We start from the raw sequence: 24,286 nt of genomic DNA on the forward strand, positions 1-24,286 counted from the left end.
GGACCGGCAACCCGGCCCACAGCTCCTTCCAGCCGTACTGCCGCCCGCCGCAGAGGCCGGACAGGGGGACGGCCTCGCGCTGCACGCTCTGGCCGTCGCCCCGTACGGCACCACCGCAGCGCGGCACAAGACGTGGCGGCTGGAGGGCGCGGCCGGGCTGGACCCCGCCAGCCAGGTACTCGGGATGGTCCGCTCGGAGAGGGCGCCGACACCGCCCGGGGCGCCGGCGCCTTCGGCTCGCCCGCTGCGCCCTTCGCCTCTGCGGCCGGGGCAGTCAGCGGTCCCACCCCGACACCCGGACCAGCCGTCACGGCACCCGCTCAAGGCTCAGCGGCTCCTTGGTGCGGGGACGTAGGGCGCCAAGCCAGGCGGCCACTTGGGCCTGGGGTGGTTCTCAGGAATCGGAGTAGCTGAGGTCCCCGACCGTCCAGCTGCTGACGTCCTCGATGGCGATGCGGTACATGCCGCCGGTGTGGGGCAGCCCGAAGTCGCCCTGCAGGATCTTCGCCCGGTGGAGATGCAGATGGGTGAGCTGTGCGGGCGGGCCGTCGGCGGGCGGGGCGAAGAGAGCGGCGAACGGTTTCAAGTGCTCCGAGGCCTGGAGGACCTCCGCCACCCGCTCCAACCACAGGGTCACCGGCGCGAGCCTGCCGGTGATCACGGCTCCGGGGACCACCACGGTCAGGGACATCTGATTGCTGTGCTCGGACTCGACCATCGCGGCGATGTCGACGAGCAGCCCGTCAGGGTTCGACATGCCCCCCAGAATAGGACACGGCCTCCGCGGCGCCCACGGGCCCGGGGCAGCGGCCATGGCGGCCACGGGCCTTGCGCCCGCTGCGCGGCCAGGAGCTACACGGCGGCGACCTGACGTGCCGATCGGCTGCGTCGCGGCGCGGGGCAGTTGGGAGCAGCCGTGAGCGTCTGGGCATCGCCCGGATCGTGCGGGCCGGCGGTGACGAGCAGGTCGGCTCCGAGGGCGGTGACGGTGAAGCCTGCGGAGCCGAGGACCTCCGCCAGGGCCAGCATCAGCGCGCCGCGGATGCCGCGGAACTCGGTGCGCCCGGCGGCGTCGGCGGGATGCGGGCAGCCGTGGAGGGTCGGTCCGATCAGGTCCTGGCCCGGGCTCCATCCCAGCACCAGGCCGATCCCTGGACGCTGCCGGGCGAAGAGCCCGGCCGCCTGGGACGGTGCCGGCTCGAACCCTCGGTGGGAGAGCACTGCGCAGACGGACTCAAACAGATGTTTGTCATCCATGCGCGGAGTTTATCGCCTGGCCAGCCCGCAGCCATTCGGCATTGATGTTTCGTCACATGCTTTTCCGGCCATGGCCGGTGAGGCTGCGGGGCCGGGGCGTCGGGTTCCCTCTCGGCCCGGCCGGGGTGCACGCCCCCTGGACGGCGTGCCGACGCGACGGGCCAGGGGCGTACCGCAGGGGTGCGCGGCGCACTCGGCGGAGAACCGCGTGCGTCTGGGTCAGAGTTTGAACATCGCGGTGTAGGGCTGGGTGATGCGTTCCCGCCGCGATCCGAAGTCGACGAGTACCGCGATGTCGCTGTCGTCTTCGACGCCGATGGCCCGGCCGAGGCCGTACGTGTCGTGGGTGACGCGGTCGCCGACGGCGAAGTGCTTGCGCGGTGCTTCGATCCGGGCCTTGAAGGGGCTGGTGGGCAGGACACGGCGGACTGCTGCAGATTTCGTCATTCCCTGCATTATGCGCCGAGAATCGCGGGAGCGGGACTTTTCGAAGCACTCAATTTCGGAGCTACGACAGGAATTTCGCGCAAGCCGTCCAGCGCGCCCCGGATGGCGCCGGTGGGCGTGGTGCGTCGCTTTCACGGGTCTGTCGCGGCCAGGGCAGGCGCTCCGCACCCGCGCGACTCGCCCTCCCCGGGAAGGTGAGCGGTCGGCACCGAAGGAGTGGGGGTGAGCACTCAACCAGACTGCTCTCCATGCATGTTGATGACCCCATCGCCTCGCGGCCGACGGCCCTGGGGGAAGGCTCCCGGAGAAGTGGGGGTGAAATATCCACCCGTGACGGGCCTGGGCCTGCTAGAGTCACTTTAGTTGCAGTAGTGGTTCCCATGAACTTTGTGTGCGCCTGCTGGTGTTTCGCAGGCGCCTTTTTGTTTCCCGGCTCTTCCCCGGGTGGGTGCTCATCGCGGCGACTCGAAGCGCGCGCTGTGCGTGCTTCGGACAGCCCCTTGAAGGAGATTTCTTTATGGCTAATGGCACTGTGAAGTGGTTCAACGCGGAAAAGGGCTTCGGCTTCATCGAGCAGGAGGGTGGCGGCCCGGACGTCTTCGCCCACTACTCGAACATCAACGCCAACGGCTTCCGTGAGCTGCTCGAGGGCCAGAAGGTCGAGTTCGACGTCACGCAGGGCCAGAAGGGCCCGCAGGCCGAGAACATTCGTCCGCTGTAGTTTCTGCCACGGCACCCGCCTGGTAGCGAGGGGCCCGCACCGCGTACATGATGCCCGGTGCGGGCCCCTCGGCATTGCGCCACGACGCACATCCCCGGCCGTTTCTGGCCCCCTGGCTCCGCCACCGGCGGCCATCCCCACGCGAGACGCCCAGCGCCGCGTCCGGATCGGCGCCCTGCCGTGACAGCTCACGGTTCGAGGTCGTTCGCTCCCGCCTTCCGCGGTGAGCGCCGACCGTAGGTGACGTGCCGCACGGTTTCACCGTCCACGCCCCGCGCTCCACACTTTCGGCCCGTCCCCTCGTGACCTCCTGTCGGCGTCCCGCGCTGCGGAGCTGCCTCGCGACGTGCCGCCAGGAAGGTTTCCCATGAACCACTCCAGCCGCTCCCCGTACCAGAACGCCAACTCCCGCTCCTCGTCCTCCTCCCGCTCCGGCGGCAGCTCCTTCTACGGCGACCGGCCCGCCCGCGGCCGTAGCGCCCGCCAGGGTTCTTCTCCGCAGGGCGAGTTCGCGATGCCGGTGAGCACCACTCCGGCGCTGCCGCCCGTCGAAGCGTTCGAGGAGCTGGACATGCCGAAGGCGCTGCTGTCGGTGCTGACCCGCCAGGGTGTCACCTCGCCGTTCCCGATCCAGGCCGCGACGCTGCCGAACTCGCTGGCCGGCCGCGACGTGCTGGGCCGGGGCCGCACCGGTTCGGGCAAGACCATCGCATTCGGCCTCGCCGTGCTGGCCCGCACCGCCGGTCGGCGCGCCGAACCGCGCCGCCCGCTGGCCCTCGTCCTGGTCCCCACCCGCGAGCTCGCGCAACAGGTGACCGACGCTCTCACCCCTTACGCCCACTCGGTGCGCCTGCGGATGGCCACGGTGGTGGGCGGGATGTCGATCGGCCGCCAGGCCCACGCCCTGAACCAGGGGGCCGAGGTCGTGGTGGCCACCCCCGGCCGACTCAAGGACCTGATCCAGCGCGGCGACTGCCAGTTGGACGGCGTCGGCATCACGGTGCTCGACGAGGCCGACCAGATGGCCGACATGGGCTTCCTGCCGCAGGTCACCGAGCTCCTCGGCCAGGTCGCCGAAGGCGGCCAGACGATGCTGTTCTCCGCCACCCTGGACCGCAACGTCGATCGCCTGGTGCGGCGCTTCCTCAAGGACCCGGTCACCCACTCGGTCGACCCGTCCGCGGGAGCGGTCAGCACCATGGAGCACCACGTCCTGCACGTGCAGAACTTCGACAAGAACGCCACCATCGCCCACATCGCCTCCCGCGACGGCGGAGTGATCATGTTCATCGACACCAAGCACGGCGCGGACCGCCTGGTGGACGACCTGCTAGCCAACGGCGTGAAGGCAGCGGCCCTGCACGGAGGCAAGTCCCAGCCGCAGCGCACCCGCACCCTGGAACAGTTCCGCACCGGCCAGGTCACCGCGCTGATCGCCACCAACGTCGCCGCCCGGGGTATCCACATCGACGGCCTCGACCTCGTCGTCAACCTGGACCCGCCGAGCGACCACAAGGACTACCTCCACCGGGGCGGCCGCACCGCCCGGGCCGGCGAGTCCGGCACCGTCGTCACGCTCGTCCTGCCCGGCCAGCGCCGCGAGATGGCCGGTCTGATGACCGCCGCCGCCATCACCCCCGTCACCACCCGCGTCAGCGCCGGCGACGAGGACCTGGCCCGCATCACCGGCGCCCGCGTGCCCACCGGTATCCCCACCGTGGTCGCCGCCCCCGTCGTCGAACGCCCGCGCCGCAGCACCTCCACGAGCCGCAACCGCCGCAGCCGCCCCGCCCGCGCGGCCGGTGACACCCGCGCGAGCGTCACGGGCCGCGACAACCAGGCCGCCGCCGGCCGCCGCCGGGCACCGAGGCGCGTCGCCCTCGCTGCCTAGTAGGCAGGTGTGGGCCTGGACCGCCGCCGCGGTCCAGGCCCACACGACTCACCAGCGCGAAGCAGGAGTCCCGGCCCGCTCCGGCGGACCCCGCCGGCCCTCCCACCGCGGTGCCCCGACCACCGCCGGCCCCGGCGGAACCGACACCAAGGAGTCCGCCCATGACCCTCACCCTCGAACACCCCGCGACCACCGCCACGGTCGGCGACCTCATGAGACACCCCGAGCTGCAGATCAGCGACGACGTCATGGTCGACATGGCGATCGACATCCTGCACGGCTCCGGCGCCGACCACCTCCTGGTCCGCGATGACGACGGCCGCTGCGCCGGGCTGCTGACCCGCCTGCACCTCGCACCGTTCCAGACCCGCACCTGGTCCACCGAGCGCACCCCGGTGCGCGACATCGTCCTCGACCAGGCCCCGTTCGCCACCGCCGACATGCCCGCCACCACCGCAGCCTCCGCCATGCGCGCCCGCGGCCTGACCACGTGGCCGGTGGTCGACCCCGACGGCCACGCCATCGGCCTGCTCAGCTTCTAGGCCCGCGCTGCCGGCGCCGACGCGCCGGCAGCCGCGTCTCCAGGGAGCTGTCCACGGCGGCGTTCAGCATTGGGCCGCTGTCCTGGTCGGGGTCGGCCATCGCGTCGAGCATCAGGGCGCCGGTTCCCGGTCGCAGGCGGATGTCGAGGGCAGGGGGTCGGATTCCGCGGGGACGGCCACCGAGTAACTCCTCGCGGCCCCGGTCTCGGGCGGGCCGGGGGCGCCCGCAAAGCGGGCGACTTGCCTGACGGCCCGCAGGCGGCGGCGCAATCCTCACCGTAGCGGCCGGGCGACCGAGCGGACCGCCCGCTCAGCGCAGGCGAACCGTCAGCGGCTGGCGCGGCCAAGGACCGGTCAAGGAAACACAGTTGTGCATGAGCGCGGCCCGGAACCGGTCCGCGCCGGTGAGGCAGGGTGCCGGACTCCTGGCCGCGCGGGGAACGGTCGGCCAGCGATCGGGGACTGAGGGGTAATCGTGTCCGGGGCGGCCTGCGGTGAGCGCCCGTCGCTCACCGCGGACCGGTCTCGTCGGCCTGGCAGGCTGGTCAGGTGTCGGCGGCGGACTCCTGGCCGCGCGGGGAACGGCGGAGCTCTTCGTTGATGCGCAGGGCTTCTTCGAGTTGGTCTTCGAGGATGACGATGCGGCAGGCGGCCTCGATGGCGGTGCCCTGGTCGACGAGGTCGCGGGCGCGCATGGCGATGCGCAGCTGGTAGCGGGAGTAGCGGCGGTGGCCGCCTTCGGAGCGCAGGGGGGTGATGAGGCCCTGTTCGCCGAGGGAGCGTAGGAAACCGGGGGTGGTGCCGGTCATTTCGGCGGCGCGGCCCATGGTGTAGGCGGGGTAGTCGTCATCGTCGAACGAGCTGACGGCGCCGGGGGTATGCGGTCGGATGGTTGCCGTGGTCACTGCACCTCTTCTTGTTGTTGTGCCTGGGGACGTACTGAGGGGCCCCGGGGGCCATTGTGGCTCCCGGGGCCCCGAAGGGTTTTACACCATCTGCAGGCCTTGTGGCCGGCTTCCTTATATCCGCACTGCCCCGGGGGAGGGGGCATGCGGGGATCGCGTATGCGTGACCGGAAACCACCGTCCTTGCCTTGGGGTCTTCGGATTCCGCCCGGGCGACTTCCTCACGGGCCGGGCGATCCTGATGGCGCTCTGTCCCCTCCGTTCATCCTCTGCACTGACCTGGTACTGCGGAACTGCTGGTACTTCGAACTGCGTGGTAGTGCCAACCACTCGGTACTGCTGTGGCGGTCCTTGCGGTCCACCGGGTCCGGTAGCCAGCCCCGTCGCCCGTCCTGCTTAACCACTCGGCTTGGAACCCCACTGCCGGACTCCCAGTGCGCGCGCCCGCAGTCTGGGCGCCTTCACCGGGATACCGCGTACTTTCGACTGCTGGTACTTCCCAACTCAACTTCACACTGCTGGTACTGCACTTACCGAACTGCGGTACCGCTCGGTGGCGACCCCTGATACCTGCGGGCCGCCCGGCCCGGCCGCCGGTCCTGTCGCCTTACTGCACCATCCCTGGCTTCAAGACCCTGCAACCGTACCGACCTACGAACTCCTGTACTGCTACCCGCCAGTTCGTGTCTGGCAGGTACCGCTTCTCTCGTCTACGAGAGAAACACTAACCACGGCGCGTGGCAATGTCTACTCCAGCGGGCATAGATTTTTCGGCGCCGGCTGGGGAGGTAGTCTTCGCCCCTCACGGGGTGGGGCGGCCTGTCGCCGCAGCCGCACCCAGGGCGGAGGACGCCGCGTCCCGCGGCCAGGACCACGAGTGAACGGGAGACAAGTGGTGGAAGGGCCGCAGGCCGCGCGGCAGGTGCGCACCCCCGACCCCCATACCCAGGCGTCGCTGGCGGCGGCCATAGGCGAAGCAGTGCGCGACCGGGACGAGCGGGGCCTCCGCCGGCTTCTGGCCCGCTTCGCCGAACAGGCCGCCATCACGGACCTGCCTGCCCTGCGCGAGGCCATCGACACCCCCCACGGTGATGACAACCCGCCGGGGGCCCGATAGGCCCAGTCGGCCCGCCGCGCTCCCGGATCAGAAAGCGCGGGCAGCGGCATCACAGGTGAGGCAGACGTATCCGGCCCAACGCGGCGGATACCACCCCTGCCTCGGACGCTCCGGGCTCCACCGCTCGACCACCATCGCGCTGGCGTCCATTCCGCACGCGGGTCGACGGCCCGGGGCCGCCGGGGGCGTCCGGATCGGAGAGGGCGGCGTGGACCCGGCGCACCAACAGGACGTCGACCGGATCACCGCCCACCCCCAGGATGCGCGCATCCAACGGCTCAACCAGCTCCAACAGAACCACGATCCCCATGGTTCAACCGCGCGCGCCCGAGGCCGCGCACGCGACCGCACCCGGGCGAGGGCGGCCGGCGGTGGACCACGCCGGACACCCCGCCGTACAGGCCCGGACCAGAAGGGGGGAGGGTCAGGGCCCATGCGAACGAGTCCGCTCGCGCCCAGGGTGCTTGCCAGTATCGGCGAGCGAAACCCGGCAGGGCGCGGCGGCCGGTCGGCGCAGCAGGGGACTGGGAACGAGCGTCCAAGCCGCGCCGCCGAGGTCAGGCGGAGATTGTCAACGCTTCCGCAGAACTGAAAACCCATCAGTCCCGCAGAATTGACCCCCTCGGGTCGTGCGGTTCGGTCGTGCGGCTTGGTCGGCCCGGCATGGTGGGCGGATGGAAGACGATCTCCCGACCGTGTCGGTGCGCCTGTGGCAGGCGGACACCATCGTGTTGTTCGACTGGCTGATGACGACGGATCTCGGCTCGGTGCCGGTGACCCATCCGGCCCAGAAACAGGCCCTGGCCGATCTGCTGTCGCGGTTGGAGCGGGCCGCGGACTCCGACGTGACCGGGGTGACCGCCGAGGACATCGCTGCTGCTCAGAGCGAGGTTGCCCAGGATATGGGCTGGTAGTTCATTCGCGGACGAGAACGGCACGTTCCGGGTGGAGATCACGGAGGTGATGGCCCGGCCACGCCCGCGGCACGGACAGGCACACGTGCCTGCACGCCATCCCGCCGCCCTGAACGTCGGCCCGCGGGTAGGCACACCCGTGGGCCGCTGCCGTGCCGCTCGTCGGCCGCCGTGCGGCCGGGGTCTACAGGAGTAGCCCCGGCCACACGGCCCCGCCCCGCCGAATACAGCCCTGGCCTTCGAAGGGCCGAGGGCTGCGTCACGGCGAATGGCCCGCTTTCCCTACCTGCGCCCGGAGCGTCGGCTGCCCAGACGCATGCCGCCGAGTACCAGGGCTGCGAGGAACAGGACGATCCCGATCACGAGCAGCCACAGCAGGCCCTTCACGAGGGCGCCGACGAAACCGAACACCACAGCGATCAGGACGATGAACAGAAACAGTGCCATCGCGGCTCCGCCTTTCTCACTTGTCGCGCTTCAAGACGCCCTTCACACGGTCGGCGACGTCGCGCACGCCGTCCTTGACGTCCGCGGCGGCCTGCTTGAGCTTCGACTCCGCCTGGTCGGCCTGCCCCTCGCCCTTCAGCTCCTGGTCACCAGTCAGGTCCCCGACCTTCTCCTTGGCCTTGCCGGTCACGTTCTGCGCCTTGTTCGACAGGTCACCCATCGGTTGCTCCGTCCATCCGGTAGTGCGCGAATCCCACTGTCCGATCGTCCATCTTTGCCCGGTTTTGGGGATTTTATGCTCGCGGCACGGCTGACGAGGCGCGGGCCGTCCCGAGGGGACCGCCTGTGAGGCCGGACGGCGGCGCGAGGCGGTACGCGGGCCGGGGAATCGGCGCCGCGTACCGCCGGCCTGATGACCGCGGGCAGGCGCCCGGTTCAACGAGCCTCTCCCGCGGACGGGCACGGGTGGCGGGCCGGGCTGCCGGGGGTGTCGGGGCCCTGCGGGGGCCATGGCTGGGTGGCGAGCTGGCGACGCAGGGCGTCGAGGCGGGCCAGGTGGGTGTCAAGGACGGTGAGGGCCGCAGTGCTCTGCTCGCGGATCCGCAGCTCGATGGCGGCGAGGCGGTCCTCGATGTGCTGCCATCGGTCCTGGGCAGGAGGGTCAGGCGCGTCGTTGATCACTGTCATGGCGGAGGCGGTCGGTGCGGTCGTCGAGGTCGTCGAGGCGGGCGGCGAGGTCGGGATGGGCGTCGCCGAGATGGAGGCGCATACCGGTCAGGGGCGCTATGAGGTCGGCCGCGTCGGTGGCGCCGAGGGCAGTGGTGAGTGCGTCCAGGGCGGGCCCGGCTTCGGGGGTGTGGCCGGGGGCGGCGGTGATCCGGGCGGCCAGGACGCGCAGGTCGGCGGCGTGGTCGCGGGCCCAGGCGTCGACGGCGCGGTCGGCGGCGCGGCGGTCGCGCACGGCCTTGACCCGCTCCGCGCCGGTAGCAGTGGTGCCAGTGGTGCCAGTGGTGCCGGTGGTGCCGGCGGGGCGCAGGCGCAGGTAGCGGTTCTCGGCGGCCTGGCGGCTGGCGACGCCCATGGGCTGGGCGAGGTCGGCCCAGGTGGCGCCTGCGGCGCGGGCGGCCTCGACCATCGGAGCCTCCCAGTCGGCGAGCTGGGTACGCAGCTCCCGCAGCAGCACGAGGGCGGCCAGCGCCCGCTCGGCACCGCCTTCCCGTGCGTCTTGGCCTGCGGGACGGCCAGGTCCCCGGGCCGTGCGCACGGCGTCGTCGATGGCGGCTAGCGCTGCGGCGGCGGCGAGGAAGGAGACCGGCTCGGGTCTGGCTGCGGGCTTCGGGGGCTTCGCGCTCATGCAGTCATTCTACGGACGACACTAGGAGTTTGTCATTGGATGGATGACGTGCTACAACGATGTCAGGTGAAGCGCACTGGCACCCAACGATCAATGGAGGTGTTTCGCGATGCTGCTGCGCACTGACCCCTTCCGCGAGCTCGACCGGCTGACCCAGCAGTTCCTCAACACGACCGGTACCTGGTCGCGGCCGACCCCGATGCCACTGGACGCCTACCGCGCCGGTGACGAGTACGTGATCTGCTTCGACCTGCCAGGGGTGGCCCCGGACGCGATCGACATCGACGTCGAGCGGAACATGGTGACCGTCAAGGCCGAGCGCCGTCCGCACCGGCAGGGAGACGACGTGAAGTGGGAGCTGGCCGAGCGCCCGCTCGGTGTGTTCTCCCGGCAGGTCATGCTCTCCGACACCCTCGACCCGGAGGGGATCACCGCCGACTACGACGCCGGCGTGCTGACCCTGAAAATCCCGGTCGCCGAGAAGGCCAAGCCCCGCAAGATCGCCATCGCCCATGGCGACGGGCGCAAGCAGATCCAGGCCTGACCTCTCCCCGAGCCGTCCCGTGCCGCCCGCAATCCCCCCGGCGGCGCGGCACGGGACACCCCGGCCCCGGCCTGACCTTCCGGACACGCCCGCGACCCGCGGGCCCAACGGACAGCGAGCCGCCCCATGACTACCCCGGCGCCACCGTTCACGGTGAGGGTATGCGGCGAGATCGACCTCGACTCCGCCCCGGACCTTCGTCGCGAGCTGTCCCGCGCGCTGGCGGACCACCGGCAGGTGGTGCTCGACCTGTCACAGGTGACGTTCATGGACTGCTCGGGCCTGAACGTCCTGCTGGAGGCCCGCAACCAGGCCGACCGAAACGGGGCGCGCCTGGCCCTGCGCGGCATCACCCGCCCGGTGGCCCGGCTCCTCAAACTGACCGGCCTGACGACCTGGCTGGCCCCAGCACCCCGCCCGCACGGCCACACGCCCCAGACCCGGCATCCGCCGCCGACCGGAGGGAGGAACCCGCAATGACACTGCACTGGGAGGCGTTCCTGGACCAGGTCCGGGAACGCGGCGAATACGACACACCCCAGGAAGCCGAACGCTGCGCGCGCGTCGTCCTGGCCCTGCTCGGCGCGCACCTGGTCGGCGCAGTGCGCTCGGACCTCGCGGCCCGCCTGCCCGAGACGCTCGCCCTGGTCCTGCTCAACCCACTGCAGGCCACCGAACCGCTCAGCCCCGAACGGTTCGTGCGCGCCACCGCCGCTTGGATCGAAGGCGCCGCCGAAACCACCGCCCTGTGGAACATCGGCGCCGTCCTGTCCACCGTCGCCGACGCCGCCGGCGACCGGCTCATGGAGCAGGTCCTGCTCCAACTGCCGCCCGGCTACGACGTGCTCTTCGGCCGCCCCGCCGCCGGCCAACGCCCCTGACCCCCATCACGGCCGCCCCGCCGCCGGCCAACGCCCGGAAGGCCACCGCCATGACCCGGCACCGCCACCTGATCCAGCAGGTCCGCATCCTCGGCCGCTACCCGAGCGACGACGAAGCCGAACGCGCCCTCGCCGCCGTCCTGGCGCTGCTCGGCTCCCAGCTCACCGGCGACGAACGCTGCGACCTCGCCGCCACACTCCCCGAGCGGGCGCGCGCCGTATTCGCCTCCCAGATCCCCCTGCCCCAACCGGTCTCGGCCCCCGCCTTCGTCGAAGCCGTCGCCGACGCCCTCGGCACCACCCTCGCCGCAGCCCGCTGGGACACCTCCACTGTCCTGGCCGCCCTCACCGACCTCGCCGGCGACCACCTCACCGACCGCATCCTTCACCAACTGCCCAACGGCTGGGCGCTGCTCTTCGGCCGCGCCGATCTCACCCCAACCGCCGCCTGAACCGCCAGCGCCAGCCGGGACCTCAAGGTCCTGGCTTCTTTGCTTCTCAACCATCTTGCTCTCATCGGACATGCTCGACCGATCGAAGGGGATCGTGCGGAGTGAGATGCCGTCAGCGTTCACTTCGTGCACATGCGTCCGTTACCGCCCATGGGCGCTCATTGGCACTCATCGCGCGTGGTCCCAAAGTGGTCCCCAGGGCTCCGGTCACGGCGAGTGACACCAATCTGGCGGGCCTTCAACAACCGCGGGTTGAAGCGCCCCGCGATCCACCAGCAGCGACGTCGGCCGGCGGGTTCACGGAGGGCGAATCAAGGTCGCCTACCCATCGACTACGGATGGTGATCTTCCAGGCGGTGTGTCGTCTTGAGCGTGTCCTGACCGATTGGTTCTGACGTGCCTCGCGCACCCGGGATCACCCCCACTCGAAAGGGAGGAAGTTCATGGGACAGCGTGCGCAGCGTGGCCGGGTCTGCCGGCGGTGTGGCTGCTCGGACGGGCGGGGGAAGCAGTTGGGTCCGTGGTGTGTGCGGTTGTTGGAGGAGGCGGATCACGGGAGGTGGACGTACTGCATCGACCTCGCCCGGGAGGACGGGAAGCGCCGGACCCGCCGTCGGGGCGGTTTCGCCACCCGGGCCGAGGCGGCCCGGGAGATGAAGGCGATGCTGGACGGTGAGCTGCGCGGGGTCTACGAGGACCGCCGCACCACCGTGGCGAGCTTCCTGCGGGAGTGGCTGGCGGCGAAGAAGGAGGTGCTCGCGCCCAACACCTACGCCGGCTACGTGGACTGCGTCGAGCGGGACCTGATCCCCGCCTTCGGTCACTACCGTCTCCCCGACCTGCGCCCCAAGCAGATCAACGGCTAGGTCGCCGCCCAGCAGAAGGCCAAGCGGGGTCGCGTCACCGTCTACCGGGCCGTGTCCACCCGGCGCAACGCGCTCAACGCCGCCGTCCGCTCCTGGCGGCTGCGCTACAACCCGGCCAAGCACTCCGTCCCGCCCAAGCCCCGCGCCGCCGTGCGCACCTGCCGGACCCGACCAGGCCGCGGCGTTCCTGCGGCACAACACGGAGCACTACGCCGACCGGCTCACTGACCTGTTCGAGGTCATGCTCGGCACCGGCATGCGCCGCGGTGAGATCCTCGCCCTGCACTGGTCCGACGTCCACCTCATGGACCACAAGCTCTACGTCCGCTGGACCCTGACGGCCGTGAACAACGGGAAGATCCACCTCGGTGAGCCCAAGACCGAGGCAAGTCGCGCGTGGATCAGCCTTTCCCCCAGGGCCATGGCCGCCCTCCACCACCAGGCCGCCCTTCAGATGGCGGCCCACCCCGACGGCCGGCTCGACGGCCTGGTCTTCACCCGCCCCGACGGCGAGCCGCTGCGCCCCCAGCGGGTCCTCGGCCAGCTCCGCAAACGCACCGCAGAACTCGACCTGCCGAAGATCGGTCTGCACGACCTGCACCACACTACGACCAGCATCATGATCGCCGCCGGTATCCCGCTCGCCGTCGTCTCCAAGACCCTGCGCCACTCCAACCTCGCCATCACCGTCGATCTCTACGGCCACCTCCTCAAGGACTCCGCCGACGAAGCCGTCAAGGCACTCGCCTCCGCGCCCGACCGGGCGGACGCCGAGGTGGCCGGCCAGGCCGGTTGCTCTGCCGGTCGCCGCTTCGGCAAGGCAGCGTGAGCGGTCCGGCGTCAGGCCTTCATACCTAGCTGCTCATCGGCCGCTTCCGAGCCGCTGGTGTGAGTGCGGTCGGGTTCCTCTTCGTCGATGTCCGGCTGGAGGAGGTCGGGCAAGTCCTGTGCTGCCCAGTCCGGAAGGGTGACCGCTGCGGGGACCGGCAGCAGGGCATCACGCCGAAGGGACTCCTCCTCGAAGACGGCCTCGGTGAGCCAGGAGAACGTGTCGTCGTCCAGCAGATCGGGATGACAGGCGGCGGTGTCCGCGAGCCGCTCGGTGTCGGGGAAGGCGGTCGGGAGGCCGCCGTTGCCCGCGGCGCGAGCGACGGCGCGGCGGGCCGTGCTCTCATACCAGCCGGACCCCCACCATCCGCCGACGGACTCGGTACGGAAGCCGTGCAGGGTGAGCGGCCGCAGGACGGTTTCCGGTCCGAGGGTTTCGTCGGCCGTCTGCCAGTGGTCGATCTGGCGGTGGATGGAGGCGAGGATCGGTGCCCAGCCTTCATCGAAGATGTCGCTGACCGCGCGGCCGTCGGCGAGTCGGGGGTCTGTACCGTCATCCGCGACAACGACGCCCTCGCCGAGATCCGCCGGCTCGGCATCGGCGTCGGCCGCCAGGAGTGCATGCCCGGCTGGGACTCCGTCGCCGCCCGGTCCTGGTGCCCGGCGCTTCGGCCTGGGAGCCGGGTCGGCTGCGGACGGTGCGCTACCAAGGCTCTGGTTGACGGTTGGCCACTGACGCTGACTCGATGCACCTGAACCTCGCCTGCCGCACTGCGGAAGCCCGATGACCGGTTGCAGACCCCGTTGCCCGCGCGCCCGAACGGTCAGCTGCCGCGCCGACCCCAGGCCGAGACCATGGAGAACGCCAGGTCCCACACACAGGGATTCCGGAAGTCCGCGTAGACGTCGGCCAGTTCCGCCTCGGTGACCAGACCGGTGTCCACCATCCTCCGGGACAGCGGCTTCATGCTGAGGTGCAGCATGCGCGCCATGTCGTCCTGGCCATGGAAAGGGAGGGTGCTGACATGGGCCCCGATGTCAGTGAGGCCGTGGTCCGCGAGCGGGGTCGGGAGGTGGCGTGTCCACGTGATGTCGGTGCCGGCGGTTTCGTACATGACACGCCACATGGCGGCCATGGCGTTGCGGTGGTGCGGGCGCGGGGAGGTCCCGGAGGTGGTGTCGGCGGTCTCCTCGACGACGAGCCACCCACCGGGGCGCAGCCAGGAGACGAGACGTTCGAGGAGTTCGTCTCGTCGGGGAACGTGGATGAGGACGAAGCGGGTGTGGACGAGATCGAAGACGGGGCCCGGGTCGAAGTCTTCGGAGAGGGCATCGCCGGTGGCGGTCGTCAGGCGGGGGTGGGCGGGCAGGAAGCGGTCGTCGCGGTCGAGGGCGGTGACCTGGGCACCCTGGTCGGCGAGCCACCCGGCGATCGACCCGCTGCCCGCGCCGACCTCCAGGCAGTTGCGTCCGGCGGGGGAGAGCAGGGAACCGATGACGTGCTCGGTGATGGGGTCGTAGACGGAGGTGAGGTGCCTCAGCCGGTCTCGTTCTTCCTCTGCCGAGAGGCTGAAGATCTGGTCGTAGGTGTGGTGGTCGCCGTGGTCCACGGGGTGCTTCCTTCCTTCCGCCGGTCAACTCACCATGCGGCGAGCTGACCGTAGTCGTTCCCGTTCGTCTCCGGTTGACGGAACGTCATGCTCCCCCTGGAGCCGCTGGGTGACTTGTCCGGCGGTGGATCCTGAGTTGCGGACCCCGGGGACGGAGGGTGGCCGAGGTGGCGGTCTCGTGGACGCGGCCGGGCGTGGCCAGGCCGATCCGCCAGCGGGCCAGGACGGCCGCGGCGATGATCAGCAGCTCGGTCCAGGCGAAGGTCTCACCGACGCACTTGTGCGGTCCTGCGGCGAAGGGCATGAAGAGCTTGCGCGAAGCGTGGTCCCCGCGCTGGCGCCATCGGCCGGGGTCGAACCGGTGGGGGTCGGGGTAGCGGAGCGGGTCACGGTGCAGCGCGGTAAGGCTGAAGAGGATCTCCGAGCCCGGGGCGAGCCGGGTGTCGGCGCACTGGAGGGGGGCCACCGCGCGGCGCATCAGGATCCAGTTGGGGGTGTGGAGCCGGAGGGTTTCGCTGAGCGCGTGCCCGGTGCGCTCAAGGCGCGGCAGGTCGCTCCAGCCGACGGTGCCGTCACTGGCGACGGCTCGTACCTCCTCGCTCAGTTCGTCCTGCAGATCGGGATGGCAGGCGAGCTCGTAGCACAGCCAACTGAGTGTGGTGGCAGCCGTCTCGGTGCCCGCCAGCAGCAGCGATACCACCTCGTCCCGAACCTGGAGAGGGGCCATCGGCCGACCCGTCTGTTCGTCCCTGGCGGCGAGCAGCAGTGACAGCAGCGTGCTGTCCGGGCTGTCACGCCGGTCGACCTGCGCGACGATGTCGTCCACCACCGCGCGCAGGTCCTCGACTGCCGCGTCGAAGCGCCGGTTGGCGGGAACGGGCAGCTTCTCCAGGAGCGGCGAGGGGTACAGGGCCCGCTGGATGAACCCCGTGAGGACCACCGGCACGGCCTGGTGGATCCGGGCTTTGTGGCCGGCGCCGAGGCGGGTGGCGAACAGCGCCTCCAGCAGAACGTCCAGGGTGAGTTCGTGCATCCGCTCGCTGATCGTCAGCGGTGACTCCGGCTCCCAGCGGGACACCGCCCGGGCTGCCTCGCGGGTCATCACGGCGGTGTACGTGCGGATGCTGTCGCGGTGGAAGGCCGGCTGGAGAAGGCGTCGCTGGCGGAGGTGGAAGGCGCCCTCGGAGATGAACAGCCCGTTCCCCAGCAGCCTGCGGGCCTTGTCGAAGACGAAGCCCTTCTCGGTCTTCGCGGCGTCCTGGACGAGTAGCCTGTGCACGAGTTCGGGCGCGGTGAGCACATGGACCGGCCGCCGCCACAGCTGGATCCGCACGACGGGGCCCAGGTCCGCCAGCGACTGCAGGAAGGGCACCGGGCGGGTCATCAGCGGAATCAGGTGCCCGATCCCGGGCAGCCGGCCCCCGGCGCAGGGCGCCTCGCCGCCGGCCGTACTGCGGTCACGGGTCATGGCCGGCTCGCTGCGGGTGACGGTGTGTCGAATCGCGAACTTCCACGGGACCAGTCGATGTGCCCCCTTAGCCACAGCCCGAGGCTGCGCGCGTACACCGCGGTCGGTGCGGTGGCGTCGGCGCTGACGGCTTCGCACGCCTCGATGAAGTGGTTCATCTCCCGGTCGCGCATGGCGAGGGCCCGGTCCCGGGCTGCGGACGGGGAGCAGCGGTGGTGACGGGCGAGGACCTCGACGAGGTTGTGGCGTCCCTGGCCGCCGGCGCGCTCCTTGGCATGGGAGTACAGGTCGTTGTCCCAGCTGACCAGGTTCGCGGTGATGTCCGCGAGCCTGCGCAGCGTCGGGCCGTCCGCCTGCGCGGGCGGGAGTTCGTAACCGCCCACGATGTCGATGAGTGCCAGGCAGGTGTACGTCGCCCCCGCGTGGCGGCGCATGGCCACGTACTCGGCGAGCCCGGGGACGGCCGACGCCTCCCGGTTCGCGGCCTCCCAGACCTGCGCGGACAGGTAGTCGCAGACCGTGCGCTCCCACCGGACGAGCTGCGGGGGCGAAGCGTGCACGCGGATCCGGTCCCGGATCTCCCGCAGGGCCACCGCGTAGGCACGTGCGGTTCCCGTGAGCTCGGTCAGGGGCAGGTCGGCGTCGAGTACCCGCGCCAGCAGGGCGGTTGTCCGGGCCAGTGGGCCCGGTGGCCCGCCGCGCTCAGGGTCCTCGCCGTACCCGTCGTCGAAGGCGAAGAGCCAGACGTACCAGTCCGCCAGCAGCCGCAGCATCTCCGCGCCCGCCTCGGGATTGGTCCGAGCGGCGAGGGCACCGCTTCGCTGACGCCGTAGCCGTTCCGCACGCTCGGGCAGCCCGTCGAGCAACCGGTGCTGTGCCATCCAGGCGAAGCTCTCCCGGTCGGCCTGCTCGGCATGCCGGTTCAGCAGGGAGGGGAAGGGGCACCACAACTCGTCGGACCTCCCGTCGGTCGCTGTGTCGTGGGGATTGCTCACGGGCATGCCGGCCTCACCGTTCGGTCGAAGGGAGCGTGAACGCTGTGTCGGCACGGGTCGCTCCGTGCCGGCAGCGTGGTTCAGCGCCGGTGCAGGAGGAGGCGGGTGGCGAGGCCGCCGCCCACGCCGGCCAGTACGGCCACCGGCAGCCACCAGGCGGGCCAGGGCAGCAGTCCGAGCGGTGCGTCGAGTGACCAGCGGCCGGGTCCGGTGGCGGACAGCGCCGCGCCGATCGTGACCAGCACCAGCGGGTACTCGAACCCGTCGTTCTGCACCCACAGCCCGTGCGGCCGCTTGACGGTCAGCGCCACCGTCATCACACCCATCGTTCCCGCGGCGGCCAGCGGCGTGAGCAGACCCGCCGCAAGGAGCAGTCCGGCCCCGATCTGGGTGCCTCCCGCGGTGAGCGCGGTGAACACGCCGCCGCGGAAGCCGTCGCCGCGGAACTCCTCGGTGCCGCCGGCCAGCCCCCGGCCGCCGAGGTGGAAGCTGACCTTCTGGATCCCGTGCCCCGCGACCAGCAGGCCGGCGACCAGCCGGAGCAGCAGGAGACCTGCGTTCACTGGTGAACTCTCTTTCTGTGGTACCTGGTTTCCGGTCAGCCGGCCGCGTGCTCGTTGATCATGCTCTGCGCGTAGACCACACCCAGGCCGTAGGCGCCGGCGTGCTCCTTGACCACGTCCATGACCGGCAGGTAGGTCTCGGTGCGAGCCCAGTCGCGCTGCAGCTCCAGCAGCACCTGGACCCATGTCACCGGCACCGCGCCGGCCGCCGTCATCCGCTGGATGGCGTGCTCATGGGCCAGCGGGCTGACGCCGCCGGAAGCGTCCGTGACCACGTAGACCTCGTAGCCCTGGTCCAGCGCCGACAGGGCGGGCAGCACCAGGCAGACCTCGGTCCACAGGCCGGAAAGGATGATCTTGCTGCGCCCGGTCGCCTTGACCGCCTCGACCAGGGCCGCGTCCTCCCAGGCGTTCATCGAGGTGCGGTCGACCACCCCGTGCTTCGGGAAGACCGCCTTCAGCTGGGGCAGGATCGGGCCGGAGAAGGAATCGGCGGCCACCGTGGACAGCACCACCGGGACGTCGAAGACCCGGGCGGCCTTGGCCAGGCCGACGGTGGCGTTGATGATCGCCGTGCGGTCGCCGCTGCCCGTGCCGAAGAACATCTGCGGCTGGTGGTCGACGAAGAGCATCATCGAGTTGTCCGGCGTCAGTAGATCGGAGCTGGGGGCGGCGTGCACGGAGTCGAAGTCGACCATGGCGGTTCTCTCTTTCGGCTGATGGGGTGTCACGGGGGCGTCGGCGCGGACATCAGCGGGGACGTCGGCGCAGACCTCGGCGGGGACGTCGCAAGGCATCGAAGGCTCGGAGACACGAGCGGTGCCGCAGGCTCTCCGGCACAGCAAGGACGCTATCCGGCGGCGCCCGGACATCTCTTCTCCCCCCGCGCCCAGGACTGTTCCCACACTGCACGGAGCTCCCGTGCGCCGTCGGTCCCGGCGCTGCCCGCGGGGGTCGCTGCCCGCACAGGACAGAGCCGGTGCGTGCAGAGCAAAGTCGCAGCTCGATGCCGCCCTAGGTTGACTCGTGCCAGAGCTCAACGGGCCGTGCCGCTCGCGCTGTCCGGCCCGAACGACAAGGACGGTCACCATCATGTCGAGCATGCCTGTCGCCGGGATCCGCGCCGGTCACCCCGGCGAAGCCGGCCGAGCCGCCGACCTGGTCGTGCGCAACGCCAAGGTGTACACCGGCGACCCGTCGCACCCGCGGGCGAGCGCGGTCGCGATCCGCGACGGTCTGATCATCGCCGTCGGCGACGACGCGGACGTCATCCCGCAGATCGGCCTGCGGACCCGGGTCGTCGACGCGCTCGGACGACGTGCCGTCCCGGGCCTCAACGACTCGCACCTGCACGTCGTCCGGGGCGGTCTCAACTACGTGCTGGAGCTGCGCTGGGACGGCGTACCGACACTGCGCCAGGCGCTGGCCATGCTCCGCACCCAGGCCGAACGCACCCCGCCCGGCCAGTGGGTCCGGGTGGTCGGCGGCTGGTCCGCGGACCAGTTCGCCGAGCGCCGGCTGCCCACGGTGGCCGAGCTGAACGCCGCGGCGCCCGACACCCCCGTCTTCGTCCTGCACCTGTACCAGTCGGCGCTGATGAACCGGGCGGCGCTGCGGGCCGCGGGGTTCGACCGCGACACCCCGGACCCGGTGGGCGGCCAGATCGTGCGCGGCCACGACGGACAGCCGACCGGCCTGCTGCTGGCCGCCCCCGGCGCCCTGCTGCTGTACTCCACGCTCGCCAAGGCGCCGACGCTGGACGAGGCCGAGAAGGCCGCCTCCACCCGGCACTTCCTGCGCGAGCTCAACCGCTTCGGGCTGACCTCGGCCATCGACGCGGCCGGCGGCTTCCAGAGCTTCCCGGAGAACTACGGCACCGTCATGCAGCTCGCGCAGAACGGCGAGCTGACGCTGCGGATCGCCTACCACCTCTTCCCGCAGACCGCCGGACAGGAGCTGGACGACCTGGCGCGCTGGGTGGCCACCGTCCGACCGGGTGACGGGGACGAGTGGCTGCGGCTGAACGGTGCCGGGGAGAATCTCACCTGGGCGGCTGCGGACTTCGAGAACTTCACCGAGCCGCGCCCCGAACTCGGCCCGTACGAGGCCGGGTTCGAGCAGGCCGTCCGGCTGCTGATGGAGCACGGCTGGGGTTTTCGGCTGCACGCCAGCTACGACGAGACGATCCGCCGCGACCTGGCGGTCTTCGAGAGGCTCGCCGCCGAGGGCCTCTTCCCGGGCGGGAACCGGTGGCTCTTCGACCACGCCGAGACGGTCTCCTCCGCGAGTCTGGACCGGATCGCCGCGCTCGGCGGGGCCGTCTCGGTGCAGAACCGGCTGTCCTTCCAGGGTGAGGCGTTCGTGCGCCGCTACGGCGCCGCCGCGGCTGCCGAGGCGCCGCCGGTGCGGGCGATGCTGGAACGCGGGCTGACGGTCGGCGCGGGCACGGACGCCACCCGGGTCTCCTCCTACAACCCGTGGGTGGCGCTGCACTGGCTGGTCTCCGGGCGCGCCGTCGGCGGACGTACGCTCCGCCCGGCGGCCAACCGGCTCAGCCGCGAGGAGGCGCTGGAGCTCTACACCCTGGGCGGCGCCCGGCTCACCGGCGAGCAGGAGGTCAAGGGCCGGCTGCGGGTGGGCTGTTACGCCGACTTCGCGGTGCTCAGTGCCGACTACCTGACGGTGGACGAGGCCGACATCCCCCACATCGAGTCCGTCCTCACCGTGGTCGGCGGCCGCATCGTGCACAGTGTCCAGGAGCACGAGGGTCTCGCCCCCGAGCTGCCGGCCGTGGTCCCGCTGTGGAGCCCCGTGGCGCGCTTCGGCGGCTACCAGGCCACCACCGCGCCCAGCCTCACCGGCGTCCGGCAGGCCGCGCAGGTGGCCGAGGCAGCCGCCGCCTCCGACGAGCAGCGCGAGTGGCGGCAGGCGCGCGGACTTCTCGTCCCCGGCCCGGGCGGGCCGGCCCTCGACGACCCCTGCTTCCTCTGACCCACATCCCGCATCCCGTTATCCCGCATTCCGCCTCCCGTATTCCGTATCCGCCGTGCGCCGCCGGGCCCCGCACTCCCGGTGGCGCACCGCGCTGGACAGCCCTGAAGGACGCCCCGATGACGACCACCCAGTCCGACAGCACCGTGGCCGCCGCGCAGGTCCGGGACCGCCACCCGCTGGCCCTGGCCCTGTTCGCGCTGACCGCGGTCAGCGGCCTGATCGACGCGGTGAGCTACCTGGGGCTCGGCCACGTGTTCACCGCGAACATGACCGGGAACGTCGTCGTGGTCGCCTTCGCCATGGTGGGCACGCCCGGCTTCTCGATCGCGGGCTCGCTCACCTCGCTCGCCGCCTTCCTGCTGGGCTCGGTCCTGGCCGGCCGGCTGGCGCTGCGACAGCGCGACGGCCGCCGGGAGCGCTGGCTGCGCACCGCGCTGCTGGCCGAGACCGCGCTGCAAGCCGCGGCGACCGCCATCACGTTCACCGCGAGCGGGCGGGCGCAGCAGGAGGCACTGATCGCGCTGCTGGCCGTGGCCATGGGTCTGCGCAACGGCACGGTCCGCAAGTTGGGCGTGCCGGACCTGACCACGACGGTGCTCACCCTCACCCTGACCGGCCTCGCCGCGGACTCCTCGCTGGCCGGCGGCGCCAACCCCCGCCTGGGCCGGCGCCTCTACGCGGTCCTGGCGATGCTCGCGGGCGCCGCTCCCGGAGCCGCGCTCGTCATCCACGGACACCTCGGCTGGGCGTTGCTGGCCGGCACGGTCCTGGTCGCCGCGATCGCGGTCGGCTACCGCGAGCGCGACTGAGGCGTCCGCCCCGCCGTCACCCCCTCGGCCAACTCTGTCTCCCGGAAGGACACTTCACATGCCCATGCGCCTCTCCCTGCGCCTGCTGGCGGCGGTCACCGCCACCACCGCGCTGGCCTTCGTCACCGCACCGTCGGCCCCCGCGGCGCCCACCGCCGGACGCCCCGGCCTCGCCGTCGGCCCCCAGTACGACACGACGCACGTGTACGTGACGCCCGGCGCGATGGACTCCTTCGTCAGCAGCTGGGAGGCGACCTTCGGCGGCACCAACACGCCGCAGGTCCTCGCCGACGTCACACCGACCCCGAGCCTGACCAAGTCCGAGCTCGTCCTCTCCCCCGTCGGCACGCTCTCCGTCTTCGACTACCAGACGCCCGTCCCCTACCCGTTCGGCGCCGAGCGCACCGGCTGGCTCGTCACGGACCTGGACCGCGGCGTGCGCAAGGCCGAGGCGGACGGGGCGAACACGGTCGTCGCGCCGTTCGCCGACCCGATCGGCCGCGACGCGATCGTCCAGTTCCCCGGCGGCATCTACGCGCAGCTGTACTGGCACACCAAGGCACCCTCGTACCCGGCGCTCGCGTCCGTACCGGAGAACCGGCTCTACCTGCCGAGCGGCGCGACCCGATCCTTCCTGCACTCGTACCTGGGCTTCACCGGCGGCACGGTGGTCTCCGACGACAACCACGCACCGGGCGCCGAACTCGGCCTGCCCGGCACCTCCTACCGGCGGATCCGGATCAGCTCACCGTTCGGCGACACCTCCGTCGCGGTCACCGACGGGCACCTGCCCTACCCCTTCGGACGCGAGAGCACCGGCTACGCCGTGAGCGACCTCGCCGCGACCCTCGCCAAGGCCCGGGCCGCCGGCGCGACTGTGCTGTGGGGGCCGTACGCCTCCCCCCGGCGCGACAGCGCGATGGTGCAGTTCCCCGGCGGCTACATCGCCGAGATCCATGACGGCGGCTCGCGGTCGTAACCGGCCGGGACACTCGGCTGGATCGCCGCCGGATCGGTCACGGCAGCGGCGCACGACACACGGCACACGGCGACGTGCACCACTGCGGCCCGGAGCGCCTGCTCAGCCGGGCGCGCGAACAAGGACCCGGCACCGCCGGTGCACAGCACGGTGGCACCGGGTCCTCGACGGTGCGGAGCGGACGTCAGACGGCGTGCAGCGCCGCACGCAGGGTCTGGGTCGCCAGGGTGATGGCGGCCTGGGCCGCGTGCGTCTCGCGCAGGGCGTTGAGCATCACGAAGTCGTGGATGATGCCCTGGTAGCGCACGGCGGTGACCGGGACGCCGGCCGCCCGGAGCTTGTTCGCGTATGCCTCGCCCTCGTCGCGCAGCACGTCGGCCTCGCCGGTGATCACCAGCGCGGCGGGCAGACCGGTCAGCTGCTCGGTGGTGGCGCGCAGCGGGGAGGCGGTGATCTCGGCGCGCTGGGCAGGGTCGGTCGTGTACTGGTCCCAGAACCACTCCATGCCGTCGCGGCGCAGGAAGTAGCCGGTCGCGAACTGGTGGTACGAGTTGGTGTCGAAGGCGGCGTCGGTCACCGGGTAGAAGAGCACCTGGTGCCGGAGCGGCACGTCGCCGCGGTCCTTGGCCATATTTCCGTCTCCTCATGGTGCGGGGTGGTCCGCCCGGCAGGTGTCGGCCGCGGCGTCGCCCGGCGGGTGTCGGCCGCGGCGTCGCCCGGCGGGTGTCGGCCGCGGCGTCGCCCGGCCGGCGCCCGAGTCCCGAGGCGTGGCCGCTACCGTAGAACCGCCCGGCCAGGCCGCGTTGTCCGACGGCGCCCGACCTCTGGTCTCTGCGCGCAGTCCCCAGCCGACCCGGGTGCCACTGCCGGCCGGCCCGTCAGGCAGGCAGGCAGTTGGGCAGTTGGGCAGTTGGGCAGTTGGGCAGTTGGGCACGCAATCAGGCAGCGCTTGTACGCCCTGGGGCAAGGCCGGGACACAGCTCGTCAACTCGTCCGATTTACTGTCAACCATGGCTGCGAACAGCGCAGTTGACGTTGACAAAGCACGACGAGGGCGTCGTCAGGGTCTCGCTGACGGCCGACGACGACGGCGGCACCGGCCGGGGGGTGGACCTCTGGATCAATCCCGACAATCTCTACGTGGTGGGGTTCTCCCCCCAGGCCGCCCCGGGCGTCTCGTACGTCTTCAACGACATCTTCGCCAGTGCCCCGATTCCGGGAGTCCGCAGGCTCCCGTTCGGCGGCAACTACGTCTCCCTCGCCCGCACCGCCCAGCGGGACCGGTCCACCACGCCGGTCTCCTTCGACAGCGTGCGGCGAGCCGTCGTCGACCTGGCCAACCAGCGCTCCGCCGATCAGGATCCACGCACGACCGCCCGCGCGCTGATGCTGCTCCTCCAGTTCACCTCCGAGGCCGTCCGGTTCAACGACGTCGAGGGCGTCTTCCGTAATGTCCTGAACGACAGGGGAAGCTCGGGCAGCGGCATTCCCTCCTGGGTGCAGCAGCTGGAGAACAACTGGGACGCACTGTCCAACTTCTACTGGAACGAGATGGGGGTCGGCCCCAATCCGCGCCCCGCGCCCCTGCGCATCGGTGGCACCACCGTCAACAACGCCCATGACGTCCTGCGCTACGCGCGCACCCTGCTGCCGCCGGTCGTGGGTACCTCGTTCAAGCCCGGCCACGACGAGCTGTAGCGGC

The 24,286-nt window shown here is 71.4% G+C and carries 29 protein-coding genes and 1 pseudogene; 15 read left to right on the forward strand and 15 right to left on the reverse strand.

The genetic code is table 11. The features are described 5' to 3' along the window. Nucleotides 1-394: 394 nt before the first annotated feature. From ACIP37_RS35930 to ACIP37_RS35940, 3 genes are all read right to left on the reverse strand, one after another. Complete coding sequence (locus tag ACIP37_RS35930) at nucleotides 395-757, reverse strand: hypothetical protein (RefSeq protein WP_363588170.1); 363 nt, start codon at nucleotides 755-757, stop codon at nucleotides 395-397. A 95-nt stretch (nucleotides 758-852) separates the two neighbouring features. Then, complete coding sequence (locus ACIP37_RS35935; protein WP_363588172.1) at nucleotides 853-1,257, reverse strand: hypothetical protein; 405 nt, start codon at nucleotides 1,255-1,257, stop codon at nucleotides 853-855. Nucleotides 1,258-1,476: 219 nt separating this feature from the next. Further along, complete coding sequence (locus tag ACIP37_RS35940) at nucleotides 1,477-1,704, reverse strand: hypothetical protein (protein ID WP_363588174.1); 228 nt, start codon at nucleotides 1,702-1,704, stop codon at nucleotides 1,477-1,479. A gap of 517 nt (nucleotides 1,705-2,221) precedes the next feature. Here ACIP37_RS35940 and ACIP37_RS35945 point away from each other — a divergent pair. From ACIP37_RS35945 to ACIP37_RS35955, 3 genes are all read left to right on the forward strand, one after another. Beyond that, a complete protein-coding gene (locus ACIP37_RS35945; protein ID WP_030918248.1) occupies nucleotides 2,222-2,425 on the forward strand; it encodes a cold-shock protein in 204 nt (67 codons plus the stop codon). A 367-nt stretch (nucleotides 2,426-2,792) separates the two neighbouring features. Next, nucleotides 2,793-4,316 (forward strand): DEAD/DEAH box helicase, encoded by a 1,524-nt coding sequence (locus tag ACIP37_RS35950; protein WP_400812303.1) that lies wholly within the window; start codon nucleotides 2,793-2,795, stop codon nucleotides 4,314-4,316. Nucleotides 4,317-4,477: 161 nt separating this feature from the next. Continuing rightward, complete coding sequence (locus tag ACIP37_RS35955) at nucleotides 4,478-4,858, forward strand: CBS domain-containing protein (RefSeq protein ID WP_363588178.1); 381 nt, start codon at nucleotides 4,478-4,480, stop codon at nucleotides 4,856-4,858. Between the two features lie 545 nt (nucleotides 4,859-5,403). Here the strand turns inward: ACIP37_RS35955 and ACIP37_RS35960 are convergent. After that, the gene (locus tag ACIP37_RS35960; protein ID WP_400812306.1) at nucleotides 5,404-5,685 is read right to left on the reverse strand and encodes a MerR family transcriptional regulator; all 282 of its coding nucleotides are present in this window, start codon (nucleotides 5,683-5,685) and stop codon (nucleotides 5,404-5,406) included. 973 nt (nucleotides 5,686-6,658) lie between these two features. On the opposite strand from ACIP37_RS35960, the gene ACIP37_RS35965 reads away from it, so the two are divergent. Both ACIP37_RS35965 and ACIP37_RS35970 read left to right on the forward strand, forming a co-directional pair. Further along, complete coding sequence (locus ACIP37_RS35965) at nucleotides 6,659-6,880, forward strand: hypothetical protein (protein WP_363588180.1); 222 nt, start codon at nucleotides 6,659-6,661, stop codon at nucleotides 6,878-6,880. Nucleotides 6,881-7,554: 674 nt separating this feature from the next. Further along, nucleotides 7,555-7,794 (forward strand): hypothetical protein, encoded by a 240-nt coding sequence (locus ACIP37_RS35970; RefSeq protein ID WP_363588184.1) that lies wholly within the window; start codon nucleotides 7,555-7,557, stop codon nucleotides 7,792-7,794. A 282-nt stretch (nucleotides 7,795-8,076) separates the two neighbouring features. Here the strand turns inward: ACIP37_RS35970 and ACIP37_RS35975 are convergent, their stop codons facing one another. From ACIP37_RS35975 to ACIP37_RS35990, 4 genes are all read right to left on the reverse strand, one after another. After that, entirely contained in the window at nucleotides 8,077-8,241 is a 165-nt protein-coding gene (locus ACIP37_RS35975) for a hypothetical protein (protein WP_218206507.1), read from the reverse strand. 16 nt (nucleotides 8,242-8,257) lie between these two features. Further along, nucleotides 8,258-8,461 (reverse strand): CsbD family protein, encoded by a 204-nt coding sequence (locus ACIP37_RS35980; RefSeq protein ID WP_400812300.1) that lies wholly within the window; start codon nucleotides 8,459-8,461, stop codon nucleotides 8,258-8,260. A gap of 215 nt (nucleotides 8,462-8,676) precedes the next feature. Then, nucleotides 8,677-8,928 (reverse strand): hypothetical protein, encoded by a 252-nt coding sequence (locus ACIP37_RS35985; protein WP_363588188.1) that lies wholly within the window; start codon nucleotides 8,926-8,928, stop codon nucleotides 8,677-8,679. Next, a complete protein-coding gene (locus tag ACIP37_RS35990; RefSeq protein ID WP_400812298.1) occupies nucleotides 8,903-9,595 on the reverse strand; it encodes a type III effector protein in 693 nt (230 codons plus the stop codon). The genes ACIP37_RS35985 and ACIP37_RS35990 overlap by 26 nt, the downstream gene beginning before the upstream one ends. A gap of 109 nt (nucleotides 9,596-9,704) precedes the next feature. Between ACIP37_RS35990 and ACIP37_RS35995 the strand changes: the two genes are divergently transcribed. From ACIP37_RS35995 to ACIP37_RS36020, 6 genes are all read left to right on the forward strand, one after another. Continuing rightward, nucleotides 9,705-10,139 (forward strand): Hsp20/alpha crystallin family protein, encoded by a 435-nt coding sequence (locus ACIP37_RS35995; RefSeq protein WP_363588192.1) that lies wholly within the window; start codon nucleotides 9,705-9,707, stop codon nucleotides 10,137-10,139. 126 nt (nucleotides 10,140-10,265) lie between these two features. Then, a complete protein-coding gene (locus ACIP37_RS36000) occupies nucleotides 10,266-10,619 on the forward strand; it encodes an STAS domain-containing protein (protein WP_363588194.1) in 354 nt (117 codons plus the stop codon). Continuing rightward, nucleotides 10,616-11,020 (forward strand): DUF2267 domain-containing protein, encoded by a 405-nt coding sequence (locus tag ACIP37_RS36005; RefSeq protein ID WP_363588196.1) that lies wholly within the window; start codon nucleotides 10,616-10,618, stop codon nucleotides 11,018-11,020. Before ACIP37_RS36000 ends, ACIP37_RS36005 begins: the two co-directional genes overlap by 4 nt. 50 nt (nucleotides 11,021-11,070) lie before the next feature. After that, complete coding sequence (locus ACIP37_RS36010; RefSeq protein ID WP_363588198.1) at nucleotides 11,071-11,472, forward strand: DUF2267 domain-containing protein; 402 nt, start codon at nucleotides 11,071-11,073, stop codon at nucleotides 11,470-11,472. A 536-nt stretch (nucleotides 11,473-12,008) separates the two neighbouring features. Beyond that, nucleotides 12,009-12,338 (forward strand): Arm DNA-binding domain-containing protein, encoded by a 330-nt coding sequence (locus tag ACIP37_RS36015; RefSeq protein WP_363588200.1) that lies wholly within the window; start codon nucleotides 12,009-12,011, stop codon nucleotides 12,336-12,338. Nucleotides 12,339-12,525: 187 nt separating this feature from the next. After that, on the forward strand, nucleotides 12,526-13,167 hold the full coding sequence (locus ACIP37_RS36020) for a site-specific integrase (RefSeq protein ID WP_363588237.1): 642 nt from the start codon (nucleotides 12,526-12,528) through the stop codon (nucleotides 13,165-13,167). Nucleotides 13,168-13,178: 11 nt separating this feature from the next. Here the strand turns inward: ACIP37_RS36020 and ACIP37_RS36025 are convergent, their stop codons facing one another. From ACIP37_RS36025 to ACIP37_RS36050, 6 genes are all read right to left on the reverse strand, one after another. Beyond that, nucleotides 13,179-14,042, reverse strand: coding sequence for a hypothetical protein (locus ACIP37_RS36025; RefSeq protein ID WP_400812294.1), 864 nt, complete (start codon nucleotides 14,040-14,042; stop codon nucleotides 13,179-13,181). Continuing rightward, on the reverse strand, nucleotides 13,991-14,776 hold the full coding sequence (locus ACIP37_RS36030) for a methyltransferase domain-containing protein (protein WP_363588202.1): 786 nt from the start codon (nucleotides 14,774-14,776) through the stop codon (nucleotides 13,991-13,993). The genes ACIP37_RS36025 and ACIP37_RS36030 overlap by 52 nt, the downstream gene beginning before the upstream one ends. A gap of 85 nt (nucleotides 14,777-14,861) precedes the next feature. Further along, nucleotides 14,862-16,244, reverse strand: a complete 1,383-nt coding sequence (locus ACIP37_RS36035; protein WP_363588203.1) for a cytochrome P450 — start codon at nucleotides 16,242-16,244, stop codon at nucleotides 14,862-14,864. Then, a complete protein-coding gene (locus ACIP37_RS36040; RefSeq protein WP_363588205.1) occupies nucleotides 16,241-17,245 on the reverse strand; it encodes a hypothetical protein in 1,005 nt (334 codons plus the stop codon). The genes ACIP37_RS36035 and ACIP37_RS36040 overlap by 4 nt, the downstream gene beginning before the upstream one ends. Before the next feature lie 74 nt (nucleotides 17,246-17,319). Continuing rightward, nucleotides 17,320-17,802: a DoxX family membrane protein gene (locus tag ACIP37_RS36045; RefSeq protein ID WP_363588207.1), complete on the reverse strand. Its 483-nt coding sequence runs from the start codon at nucleotides 17,800-17,802 to the stop codon at nucleotides 17,320-17,322. A 35-nt stretch (nucleotides 17,803-17,837) separates the two neighbouring features. Further along, nucleotides 17,838-18,500, reverse strand: a complete 663-nt coding sequence (locus tag ACIP37_RS36050; RefSeq protein ID WP_363588209.1) for a hydrolase — start codon at nucleotides 18,498-18,500, stop codon at nucleotides 17,838-17,840. Nucleotides 18,501-18,894: 394 nt separating this feature from the next. Between ACIP37_RS36050 and ACIP37_RS36055 the strand changes: the two genes are divergently transcribed. From ACIP37_RS36055 to ACIP37_RS36065, 3 genes are all read left to right on the forward strand, one after another. Continuing rightward, the gene (locus ACIP37_RS36055; protein WP_400812290.1) at nucleotides 18,895-20,793 is read left to right on the forward strand and encodes an amidohydrolase; all 1,899 of its coding nucleotides are present in this window, start codon (nucleotides 18,895-18,897) and stop codon (nucleotides 20,791-20,793) included. A gap of 119 nt (nucleotides 20,794-20,912) precedes the next feature. After that, nucleotides 20,913-21,605 (forward strand): YoaK family protein, encoded by a 693-nt coding sequence (locus ACIP37_RS36060; protein ID WP_363588213.1) that lies wholly within the window; start codon nucleotides 20,913-20,915, stop codon nucleotides 21,603-21,605. Between the two features lie 58 nt (nucleotides 21,606-21,663). Beyond that, nucleotides 21,664-22,584 (forward strand): glyoxalase, encoded by a 921-nt coding sequence (locus ACIP37_RS36065; RefSeq protein WP_400812288.1) that lies wholly within the window; start codon nucleotides 21,664-21,666, stop codon nucleotides 22,582-22,584. Between the two features lie 184 nt (nucleotides 22,585-22,768). Here the strand turns inward: ACIP37_RS36065 and ACIP37_RS36070 are convergent. Beyond that, nucleotides 22,769-23,215: pseudogene (locus tag ACIP37_RS36070) on the reverse strand (alpha/beta hydrolase fold domain-containing protein); the annotation flags it as partial. A 287-nt stretch (nucleotides 23,216-23,502) separates the two neighbouring features. On the opposite strand from ACIP37_RS36070, the gene ACIP37_RS36075 reads away from it, so the two are divergent. Beyond that, entirely contained in the window at nucleotides 23,503-24,282 is a 780-nt protein-coding gene (locus ACIP37_RS36075) for a ribosome-inactivating family protein (protein WP_400845276.1), read from the forward strand. Nucleotides 24,283-24,286: the final 4 nt, after the last annotated feature.

The sequence above is a fragment of the Kitasatospora sp. NPDC088861 genome, assembly GCF_044750105.1.
In the GTDB taxonomy this organism is placed as follows: Bacteria; Actinomycetota; Actinomycetes; order Streptomycetales; family Streptomycetaceae; genus Kitasatospora.